We start from the raw sequence: 16,629 nt of genomic DNA, 5'->3' as shown, positions 1-16,629 counted from the left end.
ATTATTCCTCCCGGTCGAAATGGTCGACCGAGGAAAAGCTCAACGTATTAATGCGGGTGACGGAGAATTGACGGCACTCTCTCGTCCCGGCGACTTGACCGGGGTCGGTGCAGTTTGTGTGCCAGCACGCTTCAACGCGGCATCCGGTTTCGCATTGGCGGTTCCGGTGCCCGTGAGGCTGCGGCGTACATCGAGATTTCGTGACACCACCAAAACGACGCGACGGTTACGCGCCCGGCCCTCGGCAGTGGCGTTGTTGGCCACTGGCTGGAACTCGCCGTAACCCACCGACGCCAGACGACCGGGGTTCACACCCTGCATCGCCAGCATGCGCACGATGCTCGCCGAACGGGCCGAGGACAGCTCCCAGTTGGTCGGGTACTGCGCGGTGCGGATCGGTTGATCGTCAGTGAAGCCTTCGACGTGAATCGGGTTGTCGAACGGCTTCAGAATCGCGGCAACCTTGTCGATGATGTTGAACGCGATGTCGCTGGGCATGGCGTCGCCGCTGCCGAACAACAAACTGGAATTGAGTTCGATCTCGACCCACAGCTCATTGCCGCGAATGGTCATCTGGTTGGAGCTGATCAGGTCGCCGAACGCGGCGCTGATGTCGTCGGCGATGCTTTTGAGCGGATCGCTGACACCCGCGATACCGGCGTCGACCTGCTCGGCGTCTTTAACCAGCGGCTTGGCCGGGGTCACGGTCTTCGGCCGCTCGTCACCGATCGGGATCGGCTTGAGGGCACGGTCGGAGTCGGTGAAGACCCCGATCAACGCCTCGGAAATGACCTTGTACTTGCCTTCGTTGATCGAAGAGATCGAGTACATCACGACGAAGAAAGCGAACAGCAACGTAATGAAGTCGGCGTACGAAACCAGCCAACGTTCATGGTTTACATGTTCTTCAGGTTGGCGACGACGTGCCATGGTCCATGTCTCCCATCAATCCATGAAGCCCTGAAGCTTCAACTCAATAGAGCGAGGGTTTTCACCTTCGGCGATCGACAGAATGCCTTCCAACAACATTTCGCGATAACGCGACTGCCGCAAAGCGACGGACTTGAGTTTGGCGGCAATCGGCAGCAGCACCAGGTTGGCACTGGCCACGCCGTAGATGGTCGCGACGAAGGCCACGGCAATGCCGCTACCCAGTTGCGATGGATCGGCCAGGTTGCCCATCACATGGATCAGCCCCATCACCGCACCGATGATGCCGATGGTCGGCGCGTAGCCACCCATGCTTTCGAAGACTTTGGCGGCTTCGATGTCGCGGCTTTCCTGGGTGTAGAAATCCACTTCCAGGATGCTGCGGATCGCTTCCGGCTCGGCGCCATCCACCAGCAGTTGCAGGCCTTTGCGCGAGTAGTTGTCCGATTCGGCGTCGGCTACTCCTTCCAGGCCGAGCAGGCCTTCCTTGCGCGCGGTCAGGCTCCAGCTGACGACGCGATCAACGCCACCGGCGAGGTCGATGCGCGGAGGAAACAGGATCCAGGCCAGAATCTGCATGGCGCGCTTGAAGGCGCTCATCGGCGCCTGCAACAGCGCCGCACCGATGGTCCCACCGAGTACGATCAACGCCGCCGGGCCGTTGGCCAGGGCGCCGAGGTGGCCGCCTTCAAGGTAGTTGCCGCCAATGATGGCGACGAACGCCATGATGATCCCGATGAGGCTTAAAACATCCATCAGATACAGGCCTCGACCAGATGCTTGCCAATATCGTCCAGGCCGTACACCGCATCGGCGAGTTCGGCTTTGACGATGGCCATCGGCATGCCGTAGATCACGCAGCTGGCTTCATCCTGAGCCCAGATCGAGCTGCCGCCCTGCTTGAGCAGACGCGCGCCCTCACGACCGTCGGCGCCCATGCCGGTCAACACAACCGCCAGAACTTTGTCACCGTAAGTCTTGGCCGCGGAACCAAAGGTGATGTCCACGCACGGCTTGTAGTTCAGACGTTCGTCGCCCGGGAGGATTTTCACCGCGCCACGGCCGTCGATCATCATTTGCTTGCCACCCGGCGCCAGCAACGCCAGGCCCGGACGCAGGATGTCGCCATCCTCGGCTTCCTTGACGCTGATGCGACAAAGCTTGTCCAGACGTTCGGCGAAGGCCTTGGTGAAGGCGGCCGGCATGTGCTGGATCAATACGATCGGTGCGGGGAAGTTGGCCGGCAATTGGGTCAGAACCCGCTGCAGGGCAACCGGACCACCAGTGGACGTACCGATGGCGACCAGTTTGTAAGCTTTGCGTTTCGGCGCGGGCGACGACGAGGCCGGGGCGTGCGTACGCGCCGGAATCGGAGCCGGTGCCGGACGCGCAGGCGCGCTGCTGCCGTAGCTGCTGACGCTCGAAGGTGCGGGCGTCGGGGCGGGTGCGGCGACAGGTGCCGGAGCGCTGTAGGTGTTGGCGCGACGGTTACTGCGCGAAATGCTGAGAATCTTCTCGCACAGCAGTTGCTTGACCTTCTCCGGGTTGCGGGAGATGTCTTCGAAATTCTTCGGCAGGAAATCCACCGCGCCAGCGTCCAGCGCGTCGAGGGTTACCCGAGCGCCTTCGTGGGTCAGCGAGGAGAACATCAACACCGGGGTCGGGCAGCGCTGCATGATGTGCCGCACCGCCGTGATGCCATCCATCATCGGCATCTCGTAGTCCATGGTGATCACGTCTGGCTTGAGGGCCAGCGCCTGATCAATCGCCTCTTTTCCGTTGGTCGCCGTGCCGACGACCTGGATATTCGGATCCGCTGAAAGAATTTCCGAGACGCGGCGGCGGAAAAACCCCGAATCGTCCACCACCAGGACTTTAACTGCCATAAACACTCCGTTAGACGGAGCGAGGCTCAGTCGCCCCGCTCCACCAGAATCAAATACGCCGTGCGGCGTAACGCTTGAGCATGCTCGGAACATCGAGAATCAGCGCAATGCGGCCGTCACCGGTGATGGTGGCGCCGGACATGCCCGGGGTTCCCTGGAGCATTTTGCCCAATGGCTTGATGACCACTTCTTCCTGGCCCACCAGTTGATCGACGACGAAGCCGATCCGCTGAGTGCCCACCGAAAGGATCACCACGTGGCCTTCGCGCTGCTCTTCATGAGCGGCGGAGCTGACCAGCCAGCGTTTGAGGTAGAACAATGGCAGCGCCTTGTCCCGCACGATCACCACTTCCTGGCCGTCCACGACGTTGGTGGTCGACAGGTCGAGGTGGAAGATTTCGTTGACGTTCACCAGCGGGAACGCAAACGCCTGGTTGCCCAGCATGACCATCAGCGTCGGCATGATCGCCAGGGTCAACGGGACCTTGATGACGATCTTCGAGCCCTTGCCCTTGGTCGAATAGATATTGATGGTGCCGTTGAGCTGGGCGATTTTGGTTTTCACCACGTCCATGCCCACGCCGCGTCCGGAGACATCGGAAATTTCGGTCTTGGTCGAGAAACCCGGCGCGAAGATCAGGTTGAAGCAATCGGATTCGCTGAGGCGATCCGCTGCATCCTTGTCCATCAAGCCTTTCTTCACGGCAATGCCGCGCAGAACATCGGCGTCCATGCCCTTGCCGTCATCGGAGATGGACAGCAGGATGTGGTCGCCTTCCTGTTCAGCGGACAGGATCACCTTGCCGCTGCGAGGCTTGCCCATCGCTTCACGCTCGGCCGGCTCTTCAATACCGTGGTCGACCGAGTTGCGCACCAAGTGGACCAGCGGGTCGGCCAGGGCCTCGACGAGGTTCTTGTCGAGGTCGGTTTCTTCGCCGACCAGTTCCAGGTTGATCTCTTTCTTGAGCTGGCGAGCCAGGTCGCGAACCAGACGCGGGAAGCGCCCGAAGACCTTCTTGATCGGTTGCATCCGGGTCTTCATGACCGCGGTTTGCAGGTCGGCCGTGACCACGTCGAGGTTCGACACGGCTTTGGACATGGCTTCGTCGCCGCTGTTGAGGCCCAGACGGACCAAGCGGTTACGCACCAGTACCAACTCGCCGACCATGTTCATGATTTCGTCGAGACGCGCGGTATCGACCCGCACGGTGGTTTCGGCTTCGCTGGCCGGTTTTTCCGGTGGCGGCGCAGCCGGGGCACGGGCCGGAGCCGGTGCAGCAGCAGCGGCAGGCTTCGGCGCTTCGGCTTTAGGCTCGGGCGCTTTGGCAACGGGTTTCGCAGCCGGTGCTGGCGCCTTGGCGACAGGAGCAGAAACCACTGCACCAGTGCCAACCTCGGTGAACTTGCCTTTGCCGTGCAATTCGTCGAGCAGCGATTCGAACTCGTGATCGGAGATCAGATCGCCGCCAGCCGCTTTAGCGGTGGGTGCAGCCGGGGCCGGGACCGCAGCAATGGCCGATTCCAGCGCATCAACGGCAAAGTTGCCCTTGCCGTGCAGCTGATCGAGCAGTGCTTCGAACTCGTCGTCAGTGATATCGGAGCTGTCGCCTGCCGCTTTCGGGGCAGCCGGTGCGGCTGGTGCCGGGGCTACCGCATCGACGGCGAACTGGCCTTTACCGTGCAGTTGATCGAGCAACGACTCGAACTCGGCATCGGTGATTTCGTCGCTGGCCGCCGCATTGCTGCTCGGCGCTGGCACAGCTGCCGGGGCTTCTGCCTGAGCCTTGACGGCGTTCAGCGAGTCCAGCAGTTGTTCGAATTCGTTATCGGTGATGTCACCCGATTCGCTCTCGGCGGCAGGTTCTTCCACCACCTCGGCGACCGGTGCCGTTTCATCGGCGGTTTGCGGCTCGGCCAGACGGGCCAGTGCCGCAAGCAATTCTGGCGTGGCAGCCGTGATCGGGCTGCGTTCGCGGACTTCGGTAAACATGCCGTTCACCGCATCCAGCGCTTCGAGAACCACGTCCATCAGTTCCGAGTCGACGCGACGTTCACCCTTGCGCAGGATGTCGAACACGTTCTCGGCGATGTGACAGCACTCCACCAGCTCGTTGAGCTGGAGGAAGCCGGCGCCTCCTTTTACAGTGTGAAAACCGCGAAAAATTGCATTGAGCAAGTCCGCATCGTCTGGTCGGCTTTCAAGCTCGACCAGCTGTTCGGACAGTTGCTCTAGAATCTCGCCGGCCTCAACCAGGAAATCCTGAAGGATCTCTTCATCGGCGCCGAAGCTCATTAAGGGGGTGCTCCTAAAGGTCTAAAAACCTAAAAACCTAAAATCCAAGACTGGATAGCAAATCGTCCACATCGTCCTGACCGGACACAACGTCTTCTCTTTTATCGGCATGAATCTGCGGACCTTCACCCTGAGAGAGATGTTTTTGCGGATCTTTTTCTGCCAGCATCGCTTCACGGTCATGTTCGATGCCCGCAAAGCGGTCCACCTGACTGGCCATAAGCACGAGCTTGAGCAGGTTGCTTTCAACTTCGGTGACCAATTGGGTCACGCGCTTGATCACCTGACCGGTGAGGTCCTGGTAATCCTGAGCGAGCAGAATGTCGTTGAGGTTGCTCGACACAACGCGATTGTCTTCGCTGCTGCGTGTCAGGAAACCGTCGACTCGCCGGGCCAGCTCGCGGAACTCTTCAGCCCCGACTTCGCGACGCATGAACCGTCCCCAGTCGGTGCTCAAGGCCTGGGCTTCGTTGCTCAGGCCGTTGACCAGCGGCGTGGCGTTTTCCACCAGGTCCATGGTGCGGTTGGCAGCCGCCTCGGTCAGCTTGACCACATAACCCAGACGCTCGGTGGCATCCGTGATCTGCGAGACTTCCTCGGCTTGCGGCATGTGCGGGTCAATCTGGAAATTGACGATCGCGCTATGCAGCTCGCGAGTGAGCTTGCCCACTTCCTGATACAGGCCACGGTCACGGGTCTGATTGAGCTCATGGATCAGTTGCACAGCGTCGCCGAACCTGCCTTTTTCAAGGCTTTCGACCAGTTCGACCGCGTGTTTTTTCAGAGTCGATTCGAAATCGCCCTGTGAAGACTCGTTATGCTCCATAGCTCCCCCGTGGCGCAGTGGCTTCGCACATCAACCGATGCGTTCGAAAATCTTCTCGATTTTTTCTTTTAACGCCTGGGCCGTGAAGGGCTTGACCACATAGCCGTTAACACCGGCCTGGGCTGCCTCGATGATCTGCTCGCGCTTGGCTTCAGCGGTCACCATCAGCACCGGCAGGTGCTTGAGCTTTTCATCGGCACGCACGTGGCGCAGCAGGTCGATACCGGTCATGCCAGGCATGTTCCAGTCTGTTACCAGAAAGTCGATGCTGCCGCTGTTGAGAACCGGAATGGCAGTAGTGCCATCGTCGGCCTCGACCGTGTTGGTGAACCCAAGGTCACGCAACAGGTTTTTAATGATCCGCCGCATCGTTGAGAAGTCATCAACGATGAGGATTTTCATGTTCTTGTCCAATTCGACCTCCAAGCAGTCTTAAACGCGCCCAGCACCTGGACGCGCCATTTCAATCAATCCGGCAAAGCACTCAATGACTGTCTGGAGCACAACAGATCGGGACCGGTACGGTTCAACACCCCACCCGCCGCGTTCGCAGTGTCCCCACACTGCCTTCAGCGCGCTCGCCACTCCCCCAAACGCCCCCGCAAACGGGCCGCGCACTGGCTGTGTAACTGGCTGACCCGAGATTCGCTGACCCCCAGGACCTCACCGATTTCCTTGAGATTCAACTCTTCGTCGTAGTACAGCGCCAACACCAGTCGCTCACGCTCCGGCAAATTGGCAATCGCGTCCGCCAGCGCCGCCTGGAAGCGTTCATCTTCCAGATCGCGTGACGGCTCGAGATGAGCACTGGCGCCATCCTCGTGCAGCCCTTCGTGTTCGCCGTCCTGCAACAGATCGTCGAAACTGAATAGCCGGCTGCCCAGGGTGTCGTTCAAAATCCCGTAATAATCGTCGAGACTCAATTGGAGTTCGGCCGCAACCTCGTGATCTTTAGCGTCACGGCCGGTTTTAGCTTCAATAGAGCGAATTGCGTCGCTGACCATCCGGGTATTGCGGTGGACCGAACGTGGCGCCCAGTCCCCCTTGCGTACTTCATCGAGCATCGCGCCACGGATTCGTATGCCCGCGTACGTCTCGAAACTCGCGCCTTTGCTGGCGTCGTATTTGGTCGACACTTCAAGCAGGCCGATCATCCCGGCCTGGATCAGGTCTTCGACCTGGACACTGGCTGGCAGACGCGCCAGCAAGTGGTAGGCAATGCGTTTAACCAGTGGCGCGTAACGCTCGATCAGCTCGTACTGCGCGTCACGTGCCGACTTCTTGTAGAGGTTGTAGCCACTGGCTGTCATAGCACAGGTCCTGCGGTTTGTTGCACGAGGCGCTCGACGAAAAACTCCAGGTGCCCACGCGGGTTGGCAGGCAGCGGCCAGGTATCGACCTTCTGTGCAATGGCCTTGAACGCCAGTGAGCACTTGGACCGAGGGAAGGCTTCGTAGACGGCGCGCTGCTTTTGCACTGCCTTGCGCACACTTTCGTCGTAAGGCACCGCGCCGACGTATTGTAAGGCGACGTCAAGGAAGCGATCCGTGACCTTGGTCAACTTGGCGAACAGGTTGCGACCTTCCTGCGGGCTCTGGGCCATGTTGGCCAGGACGCGGAAGCGGTTCATGCCGTAATCGCGGTTCAGCAGTTTGATCAGTGCGTAGGCATCTGTGATCGAGGTCGGTTCGTCGCAGACCACCAGCAAGACTTCTTGCGCTGCGCGAACGAAACTGACGACCGACTCACCAATACCCGCAGCGGTGTCGATCACCAGCACGTCGAGGTTGTCGCCGATATCGCTGAACGCCTGGATCAGGCCGGCGTGTTGCGCCGGGCTCAAATGAACCATGCTCTGTGTGCCGGACGCGGCCGGGACGATGCGAATGCCGCCAGGGCCCTGCAACAGTACGTCGCGCAGCTCGCAGCGGCCTTCGATCACGTCGGCCAAAGTACGTTTGGGTGTCAGTCCCAGAAGGACGTCGACGTTCGCCAGCCCCAGATCAGCGTCCAGCAGCATGACGCGCCGGCCGAGCTCAGCTAGAGCCAGGGACAAGTTCACTGACACGTTAGTCTTCCCGACGCCACCTTTGCCGCCGGTCACCGCGATCACCTGTACGGGATGCATGCTGCCCATGAATTTTCTTTACCTTGTCTTACTTAGACGGAGGCCACATTACTGGCTGCGCGTTCACTAACTGAACAATGCATGGCAGACCATCGATGTAGGTACAAAAACTGTTCATTAATACCTCAGCCAACCTGCTTGGTCGGGCTGTGGTAAATATCAGCGAACATGTCAGCCATGGCTTCTTCGCTGGGTTCTTCTTGCATTTGCACGCTGACGGCGCGACTGACCAACTGATGACGACGCGGTAGATGCAAATCATCCGGAATCCGCGGGCCATCGGTCAGGTAGGCCACCGGCAATTCATGACTGATGGCCAGGCTCAACACCTCGCCCAGACTTGCCGTTTCATCCAGTTTAGTCAGGATGCAGCCAGCGAGCCCACAACGCTTGTAACTGTGATAAGCGGCCGTTAGAACCTGTTTCTGGCTGGTGGTTGCCAGGACCAGGTAATTTTTTGATTTGATGCCACGACCGGCCAGGCTTTCGAGCTGCATGCGCAGTGCCGGATCGCTGGCCTGAAGGCCCGCGGTATCGATCAGCACCACGCGTTTGCGCAGCAAAGGCTCCAGCGCCTGCACCAGCGATTGGCCCGGATCGACATGCGTCACCGACACATTGAGGATCCGGCCCAACGTCTTGAGTTGTTCCTGAGCACCAATTCGATAGCTGTCCATGCTGACCAGCGCGATATTCTGCGCGCCGTACTTGAGCACGTAACGGGCCGCTAGCTTGGCCAGGGTGGTGGTCTTGCCCATGCCGGCAGGGCCGACCATGGCAATCACGCCGCCCTCTTCCAGAGGCTCGACTTCCGGTGTGGCGATCATCCGCGCCAGGTGTGCCAGCAACATGCGCCAGGCCTGACGAGGTTCTTCAATATCGGTAATCAGCGCCAGCAAATCGCGCGACAACGGGCCGGACAGGCCGATGCGTTGCAGGCGACGCCAAAGATTGGCCTGGGCCGGACGGCTGCCTTGCAGCTGATTCCAGGCCAGGGAGCCGAGTTGCACTTCCATCAGTTCGCGCAGGCTGTTGAGTTCGAAACGCATCGAGTCGAACGCCCGTGGGTCGACGCCACCGGAGGCAGGTGCCGCAGCCGGTGCAGGACGGCGGGGTTCGGTGTAGGTCGGCTCGATCAGTGGCTCGGCGGCGGTCAGCGGCAAGCCGGCGAACAATTGGCGATTGGTGGACTTATCGCTCTCGCCATCGCTGCGCAGGCTCAGTTCAGCCTGGGCGGTGACGATCCGCGATTGGGTCTTGCGCAGTTCATCTTCGAGCTCCATGTTCGGAACGCGCGGAGCCAGCGCCGACAACTTGTAATCCAGGGCAGCCGTCAGCTCGACACCACCGGCGATCCGGCGGTTGCCAATGATGGCGGCATCAGCGCCCAGCTCATCACGAACCAGTTTCATGGCCTGACGCATATCGGCGGCGAAAAAACGCTTAACTTGCATAAACCACTACCTCAGCCGTTGGGCCCTACTGTCGCAACGATGGTCACTTGCTTGTTGTCAGGAATTTCCTGGTAAGCCAACACATGCAAACCCGGGACTGCCAATCGGCCGAATCGCGACAGCATCGCGCGAACCGGACCGGCTACCAGCAGAATCACCGGCTGACCTTGCATTTCCTGACGCTGCGCCGCATCGATCAACGAGCGTTGCAGCTTCTCAGCCATGCTTGGCTCCAGCAGAACGCCCTCTTCCGAGCCTTGTCCTGCCTTCTGAAGACTATTGAGCAATATTTGTTCCAACCTTGGCTCCAGCGTGATAACTGGCAGCTCCGACTCAGTCCCTACAATGCTTTGGACGATTGCGCGGGATACGCCGACACGCACCGCGGCCACCAGCGCGGCAGTATCTTGACTCTTGCTGGCGTTGTTTGCGATAGCTTCGGCAATGCTGCGAATGTCCCGTACTGGCACCTGTTCGGCCAGCAAGGCTTGCAATACTTTGAGCAACTGCGACAGAGACACCACACCCGGCACCAGCTCTTCGGCCAGTTTTGGCGAGCTTTTGGCCAACAATTGCATGAGTTGCTGTACTTCTTCGTGACCGATCAACTCGCTCGAGTGCTTGTACAGAATCTGGTTCAAGTGGGTTGCCACTACCGTACTGGCATCGACCACGGTGTAACCGAGGGATTGTGCCTGGGCACGCTGGCTGACTTCGATCCAGACCGCCTCCAGACCGAAAGCCGGATCTTTGGCGGTAATGCCGTTGAGCGTACCGTAGACCTGCCCCGGGTTGATCGCCAGTTCGCGGTCCGGGTAAATCTCCGCTTCGGCCAGGATCACCCCCATCAGGGTCAGGCGATAGGCACTCGGCGCCAGGTCAAGATTGTCACGGATATGCACGGTCGGCATCAGGAAGCCCAGGTCCTGGGACAGCTTCTTGCGCACACCCTTGATCCGCGCCAGCAACTGACCACCCTGATTGCGGTCCACCAGCGGAATCAGCCGGTAGCCGACTTCCAGGCCGATCATGTCGATCGGAGTGACGTCGTCCCAGCCAAGCTCCTTGGTTTCCTGAGCGCGAGCCGGTGATGGCAGCAGTTCCTGCTGACGCTTGACCTCTTGCAGGGCCTGAACCTTGACCACGTTCTGCTTCTTCCAGAACAGGTACGCGCCGCCAGCCGCCAGGGCTGCCATGCTGAGAAAGGAAAAGTGCGGCATGCCGGGCACCAGCCCCATGACCGCCATCAGGCCAGCAGCTACCGCCAACGCTTTGGGCGAGGCGAACATCTGGCGATTGATCTGCTTGCCCATGTCTTCCGAACCGGAAGCACGGGTCACCATGATCGCTGCAGCTGTAGATAAAAGCAGTGATGGCAATTGCGCCACCAAACCGTCACCGATGGTCAACAAGGCGTACACCCGACCGGCATCGCCGAAGGTCATGCCGTGCTGGAAGATACCGACCGCCATGCCGCCGATCAGGTTGATGAACAGAATCAGCAGGCCGGCAATGGCATCACCGCGAACGAACTTGCTGGCACCGTCCATGGAACCGTAGAACTCGGCTTCCTGGGCCACTTCCATCCGGCGCAGTTTGGCCTGGTTCTGATCGATCAGGCCGGCATTCAAGTCGGCGTCGATGGCCATTTGTTTACCGGGCATCGCATCGAGGGTGAAACGCGCACTCACCTCGGAAATCCGCCCGGCACCCTTGGTCACCACGACGAAGTTGATGATCATCAAAATCGCGAAGACCACGATACCGACCACGTAGTTACCGCCGATCACCACCTCGCCGAAGGCCTGGATCACCTTACCCGCAGCAGCATGGCCGTCCTGACCGTGGAGCATCACCACCCGCGTGGAGGCCACGTTCAGCGCCAGTCGCAGCAACGTCGCCACCAGCAGAATGGTCGGGAACACCGCGAAATCCAGCGGCCGCAAGGCGTAAACACAGACCAGCAAGACGACAATCGACAACGCGATGTTGAACGTGAAGAACACGTCCAGCAGGAACGGCGGCACCGGCAACATCATCATCGCCAGCATGACCAGCAGCAACAACGGCACACCCAGATTGCCCCGACTTAAGTCGGCAACGTTTGTGCGAGCACTGTTGAGTAACTGAGAGCGATCCACCGGTATTCCCCGTTCCTTTAAAGCAAACTTTTTGACGCCTGAAGCAGGCGCAGAGCCGCTACTGCAAGAAGCCTTCCAACTTTTGCCAAGGCAGGAAATAGAGGGATCTATTGAGCTTTTGTAACAGCTGTCGAGCGTTCGAGGCGGGATCGCGCTCTACGAACTCCTCGCAAGGTTTTACGACTGCTTCGCAGCCGGACGCAGCCTCGCAGGCTCGACAGCTGCTACAAAAGGGATTAACGCGCCGTCAGAATCTGCTCTTTGTGGATCGGACCGAAATGAAGCGCCTTGCCGACCATGTACCGTGTACCTCTATGCATTTGAAGACCTTCTACCGCGACAAAATCCTCCTCAGCGTAACCGAGCACCACGATGGTTAAAGGTGCCTTCTGACCAGAAAAGTCGTGCCCCTGCATGAGGTTAAGCGCCCATTGAAAGGGAATGACCGGCAGATCTTCGACGTTGATCTCACGCTTGCTCTCCCAACGAAAGTCCTTGCGCGCGACAACGTGCAAACGGCCATCGACCACACTGAATTGGGGTTTGTGATAACGCTCCTCCAGCCCTCCACTTGACCACTGATCCATGTAATAACGGGGGGACGTGAAGACATCGAACAACGCGCGGTTATCACCAATATTGCCAGCAGCACCGAAGAAGTAATTGTATGCATAGTGGTAGCCGAACCCGTCCAGTTCGGGGCGAATCGCATTGATAGGGTTGCTCAGATAACCCGGAATATAGGCATTGGCCATCTGCACAAAATGCGTAAAGTCCAGCGTCATGTCGAACGTAGCCGAGTAACTGATCGTGCGCTCGAGCCGATCCTCCTCCAGGACTCCCGAAACAAATTCCAACGCCATCCCTTGAAGCTTTCTGTATTCACGCTCTGCCATGACCGTAACCTCAAATGCCTGAATGAACGCCCATCCATAGTGATCAATCGACTCATTGAACGACCATAGCAAGGACATCGAACGGGAGAATTCCCAAGGCCATGACAACGCTTAAGAGGAAGTGTGTCTACTGTCAGAACTACCAGGTACACAGCGTTTTCAGACGGACGGTGGCGCTCAGGAATCGCGCCGCAAATCCGGCGGAATCGGCAAATCGTCCTTGAGCGGATCCGGGCGTTTGCCCTTGCCGGCACGGTGCTGGCGGATCTGGTAGACGTAAGCCAGTACCTGGGCGACGGCAAGGTAGAGCCCGCCAGGGATTTCCTGATCAAGTTCGGTGGAGTAGTAGATCGAACGCGCCAGTGCCGGCGACTCAAGCAGCAGCACTTCGTTGGCCACAGCGATTTCACGGATCTTCAAGGCCAGGAAGTCGCTGCCCTTGGCGATCAGCATCGGCGCCCCACCCTTGTCTGGATCGTACTTGAGCGCTACGGCGTAGTGGGTCGGGTTGGTGATCACCACATCGGCGTCGGGAATCGCCGCCATCATCCGGCGCTGGGACATGTCGCGCTGCAGCTGGCGAATCCGTTGTTTAACCTCTGGCTTCCCTTCCTGATCCTTATGCTCGTCACGCACTTCCTGCTTGGTCATCAGCAGTTTCTTGTGGCTTTCCCAAAGCTGCACCGGCACGTCCACCGCTGCAATGATGATCAGCCCGCAGGCCATCCACAAAGCGCTCCAGCCCACTACTTGCAGACAGTGGATGACCGCAAGCTCCAACGGCTCGTGCCCAATGCGCATCAGGTCGTCGATGTCCGACAACAACACCTTCAGAGCCACCGTCAGGATGATTAAAAACTTCGCAAACGCCTGGAGCAGGTCCACCAGCGCCTTCGTCGAAAACATCCGCTTGAGGCCGGCGGCAGGATTCATCCGACTGAACTTCGGCGCCATGGTGCCAGCCGAAAAAAGCCATCCACCCAGGGAGATAGGCCCAATCAATGCAGCCAACACCAGGGTAATCATGATCGGCTGGATCCCCAGCAAAGCAATCAGCCCTGAGTTCATGAGGTAGGTACTCATGGAGCGCTGATCGAGGATGACTTCACGCGGCAGGGAAAAATTCATCCGCATCAGATCCATCAGATCCTGCGCCAACGCCCCGCCGAAAATCAGCAGCGCACCGGAACCGGCCAACATGATCGCCAGCGTATTGAGTTCCTTGGAGCGCGCAATCTCGCCCTTCTCACGGGAATCAGTTTTACGCTTCTCCGTGGGGTCTTCTGTTTTGTCCTGACCGCTTTCGCTCTCAGCCATGACTCAGCGCGCCTGTGCCAGTTCGCGTAAAAACTGCAAGGCCTCGGAGGCCAGCGGTTGATACTGATTGAGAATGTCTGCAAGCCCCACCCAGAGGATGTACATCCCGAGCACCAGGGTCAGCGGGAAGCCGATGGAGAAGATGTTCAGCTGCGGCGCCGCCCGGGTCATGATGCCAAACGCAATGTTGACCACCAGCAGCGCGGTGATCGCTGGCAGCACCAGCATTAAAGCAGCCCCGAAGACCCAACCGAGTTTGCCGGCCAGCTCCCAGTAATGATTGACCATAAACCCGCTACCGACCGGAAGCGTGGTGAAGCTTTCGGTGAGGACTTCGAACACCACCAGATGGCCATTCATCGACAGGAACAACAACGTCACCAGCATGGTGAAGAACTGCCCGATCACCGCTACCGACACGCCGTTGGTAGGATCGACCATCGACGCGAAGCCCATACCCATCTGAACGGCGACAATTTGCCCGGCGACCACGAAGGCCTGGAAGAACAGCTGCAAGGAGAAACCCAGCACCGCACCGACGAGGATCTGCTCGGCAATCAGCAGCAGCCCGCTCAAGTCCAGCGCATTGACCGGCGGCATCGGCGGCAGGCCAGGAGCGATGACCACGGTAATGGCCACTGCGAAAAATAGACGGACCCGCCTGGGCACCAGGGTCGTACCGAAAACCGGCATGACCATCAACAACGAACCGACGCGAAACAGCGGCAACATGAACGCCGCCACCCAGGTACTGATCTGGGTATCGGTCAGCTGGAGTAGCGACATGGTTTAGCCGATGACCTGAGGAATACTGCCGTACAACTGCAGGATGTATTCCATGAATGTCTGCACCAACCACGGACCGGCGACGATCAGCGTCACCAGCATCACCAGCAGGCGCGGCAGGAAGCTCAGGGTCTGTTCGTTGATCTGCGTAGCGGCCTGGAACATCGCCACCAACAGGCCCACGAGCAAACTCGGAATCACCAGCACGGCAACCATCATGGTGGTCAGCCACAGCGCTTCCCGGAAGATGTCTACCGCAACTTCTGGCGTCATGGCGATACACCGCCGAAGCTGCTCGCCAGCGTGCCGATGATCAACGCCCAGCCATCCACCAGCACGAACAGCATGATCTTGAATGGCAGGGAAATGATCAGCGGCGAGAGCATCATCATACCCATGGCCATCAGCACACTGGCCACGACCAGGTCGATGATCAGGAACGGAATGAAGATCATGAAGCCAATCTGGAACGCGGTTTTCAGCTCGGAGGTGACGAACGCGGGAACCAGAATCGTCAGCGGCGCCTGATCCGGCGACGCGATATCAGTGCGTTTGGACAAGCGCATGAACAACTCCAGATCGCTAGTGCGAGTCTGGGCAAGCATGAAATCCTTGATCGGCACCTGAGCCTTGGCCACGGCGTCTTGAGCGGTGAGTTTCTCCGCCAGGTACGGCTGCAAGGCATCCTGATTAACCCGGTCGAATACCGGCGCCATGATGAACAGGGTCAGGAACAGCGCCATGCCCGTGAGGATCTGGTTCGACGGCGTTTGTTGCAAGCCGAGGGCCTGACGCAGGATCGAGAAGACGATGATGATCCGGGTGAAACTGGTCATCAGCATGACGAACGCCGGGATAAAACTCAGCGCAGTCATGATCAGCAGGATTTGCAGGCTGACCGAATACTCCTGAGCGCCGTTGGCATTGGTGCCCAAGGTAATCGCCGGGATCGATAACGGATCGGCGGCGAACGCCAGTGGCGCGACCAGCATCAGGGCCAGCGTCAAGATGATGCGTAGCGCACCCATTACTTCTTATCCTTATGATCCTTGCCCATCAGCTCCATCAGGCGCTGGGCAAACTCGGGGGTCGCTTTTTCAGTACCGCTGGGCACTTGCACCGGCTCCTTGAGCACGTGCAACGCGGTGATGGTGCCGGGGCTCAAGCCAAGCAGAATCTGCTCGTTGCCGACCTGCACCAGCATCAGACGGTCACGCGGGCCAAGCGCGCGGGAACCGATCAGCTCGATCACCTGCCCCTTGCCGGCTGGTCCGGCCTGTTGCACCCGACGCAGCAACCAGGCGAGAAAGAAGATCAACCCCAGCACCAGCAGCAAACCGAACACCAACTGCGTCAATTGTCCGGCCACACCGCTGCTGACCGCCGGCGCGGCGGCCGCAGTAGCGGTCGCCACCGGCTCGGCAGCCAGAACGCTGAACGGCAACGCCAGCACAAAACCCAGAACCTTTTTCACTCAGCGCAACTTCTTGATGCGTTCGCTTGGGCTGATCACGTCGGTCAGGCGGATGCCGAACTTCTCGTTGACCACTACCACTTCACCGTGAGCGATGAGCGTGCCGTTGACCAGCACGTCCAGCGGTTCACCGGCCAGACGATCGAGCTCGATCACCGACCCCTGGTTAAGCTGCAGCAGGTTACGGATGTTGATATCAGTGCTGCCGACTTCCATGGAAATCGACACCGGGATATCGAGAATCACGTCCAGGTTCGGACCGTCGAGGGTGACCGGATCGTTGTTCTTCGGCACGCTGCCGAACTCTTCCATCGGCAGACGGTTGGACGGCGAACTGGCGGCGTCGGCAGCCAGCAAGGCGTCGATGTCGTCCTGCCCGGCGTCGCCGGTTTCTTCCAGGGCCGCAGCCCATTCATCGGCCAGCGCCTGGTCGTCCTGGGTGTTCATATCGTTAGCCATCAATTTGTCCTCGGCGGGCATCCATTCAATCAGGAGCCG

Annotated in this window: 17 protein-coding genes; all 17 read right to left on the bottom strand. The window is 59.3% G+C overall.

Annotation, left to right across the window (positions count from 1 at the left end; all coding sequences use genetic code 11):
- Nucleotides 1-39: 39 nt before the first annotated feature.
- On the bottom strand, nt 40-930 hold the full coding sequence (gene motD, locus ACYZTZ_RS05190; protein ID WP_056742070.1) for a flagellar motor protein MotD: 891 nt from the start codon (nt 928-930) through the stop codon (nt 40-42).
- Nucleotides 931-945: 15 nt separating this feature from the next.
- Complete coding sequence (locus ACYZTZ_RS05185) at nt 946-1,686, bottom strand: flagellar motor protein (protein WP_056742071.1); 741 nt, start codon at nt 1,684-1,686, stop codon at nt 946-948.
- Entirely contained in the window at nt 1,686-2,816 is a 1,131-nt protein-coding gene (locus ACYZTZ_RS05180; RefSeq protein ID WP_461997435.1) for a protein-glutamate methylesterase/protein-glutamine glutaminase, read from the bottom strand. Before ACYZTZ_RS05180 ends, ACYZTZ_RS05185 begins: the two co-directional genes overlap by 1 nt.
- Before the next feature lie 49 nt (nt 2,817-2,865).
- A complete protein-coding gene (locus ACYZTZ_RS05175; RefSeq protein WP_461997434.1) occupies nt 2,866-5,109 on the bottom strand; it encodes a chemotaxis protein CheA in 2,244 nt (747 codons plus the stop codon).
- Between the two features lie 37 nt (nt 5,110-5,146).
- Nucleotides 5,147-5,935 (bottom strand): protein phosphatase CheZ, encoded by a 789-nt coding sequence (locus tag ACYZTZ_RS05170; RefSeq protein WP_046046370.1) that lies wholly within the window; start codon nt 5,933-5,935, stop codon nt 5,147-5,149.
- 30 nt (nt 5,936-5,965) lie between these two features.
- Nucleotides 5,966-6,337 (bottom strand): chemotaxis response regulator CheY, encoded by a 372-nt coding sequence (locus ACYZTZ_RS05165; RefSeq protein WP_003183998.1) that lies wholly within the window; start codon nt 6,335-6,337, stop codon nt 5,966-5,968.
- Nucleotides 6,338-6,504: 167 nt separating this feature from the next.
- The gene (gene fliA, locus ACYZTZ_RS05160) at nt 6,505-7,245 is read right to left on the bottom strand and encodes an RNA polymerase sigma factor FliA (RefSeq protein ID WP_007894214.1); all 741 of its coding nucleotides are present in this window, start codon (nt 7,243-7,245) and stop codon (nt 6,505-6,507) included.
- Nucleotides 7,242-8,072 (bottom strand): flagellar synthesis regulator FleN, encoded by an 831-nt coding sequence (fleN, locus tag ACYZTZ_RS05155; protein WP_007975361.1) that lies wholly within the window; start codon nt 8,070-8,072, stop codon nt 7,242-7,244. Before fleN ends, fliA begins: the two co-directional genes overlap by 4 nt.
- A gap of 116 nt (nt 8,073-8,188) precedes the next feature.
- Nucleotides 8,189-9,517: a flagellar biosynthesis protein FlhF gene (gene flhF / locus ACYZTZ_RS05150; RefSeq protein WP_008155822.1), complete on the bottom strand. Its 1,329-nt coding sequence runs from the start codon at nt 9,515-9,517 to the stop codon at nt 8,189-8,191.
- 11 nt (nt 9,518-9,528) lie between these two features.
- Nucleotides 9,529-11,658 carry a flagellar biosynthesis protein FlhA gene (gene flhA / locus ACYZTZ_RS05145; RefSeq protein ID WP_461997433.1) on the bottom strand — a complete coding sequence of 710 codons (2,130 nt, stop codon included), beginning with the start codon at nt 11,656-11,658 and terminating at the stop codon, nt 9,529-9,531.
- A gap of 236 nt (nt 11,659-11,894) precedes the next feature.
- Nucleotides 11,895-12,554 carry a hypothetical protein gene (locus ACYZTZ_RS05140; protein WP_461997432.1) on the bottom strand — a complete coding sequence of 220 codons (660 nt, stop codon included), beginning with the start codon at nt 12,552-12,554 and terminating at the stop codon, nt 11,895-11,897.
- Nucleotides 12,555-12,731: 177 nt separating this feature from the next.
- Nucleotides 12,732-13,871, bottom strand: coding sequence for a flagellar biosynthesis protein FlhB (gene flhB / locus ACYZTZ_RS05135; protein ID WP_461997431.1), 1,140 nt, complete (start codon nt 13,869-13,871; stop codon nt 12,732-12,734).
- Between the two features lie 3 nt (nt 13,872-13,874).
- Nucleotides 13,875-14,657 (bottom strand): flagellar biosynthetic protein FliR, encoded by a 783-nt coding sequence (gene fliR, locus ACYZTZ_RS05130; protein WP_461997430.1) that lies wholly within the window; start codon nt 14,655-14,657, stop codon nt 13,875-13,877.
- A gap of 3 nt (nt 14,658-14,660) precedes the next feature.
- A complete protein-coding gene (fliQ, locus tag ACYZTZ_RS05125; RefSeq protein WP_007948918.1) occupies nt 14,661-14,930 on the bottom strand; it encodes a flagellar biosynthesis protein FliQ in 270 nt (89 codons plus the stop codon).
- Complete coding sequence (fliP, locus tag ACYZTZ_RS05120) at nt 14,927-15,685, bottom strand: flagellar type III secretion system pore protein FliP (protein WP_056742078.1); 759 nt, start codon at nt 15,683-15,685, stop codon at nt 14,927-14,929. The genes fliQ and fliP overlap by 4 nt, the downstream gene beginning before the upstream one ends.
- Complete coding sequence (gene fliO, locus ACYZTZ_RS05115) at nt 15,685-16,131, bottom strand: flagellar biosynthetic protein FliO (RefSeq protein ID WP_149629157.1); 447 nt, start codon at nt 16,129-16,131, stop codon at nt 15,685-15,687. Before fliO ends, fliP begins: the two co-directional genes overlap by 1 nt.
- Nucleotides 16,132-16,590: a flagellar motor switch protein FliN gene (gene fliN, locus ACYZTZ_RS05110; protein ID WP_008151080.1), complete on the bottom strand. Its 459-nt coding sequence runs from the start codon at nt 16,588-16,590 to the stop codon at nt 16,132-16,134.
- Nucleotides 16,591-16,629: the final 39 nt, after the last annotated feature.

The organism is Pseudomonas sp. LB3P58, assembly GCF_054897895.1.
The sequence above is the reverse complement of the archived record's forward strand: the minus strand, read 5'-3'. Positions and strand labels throughout refer to the sequence as shown.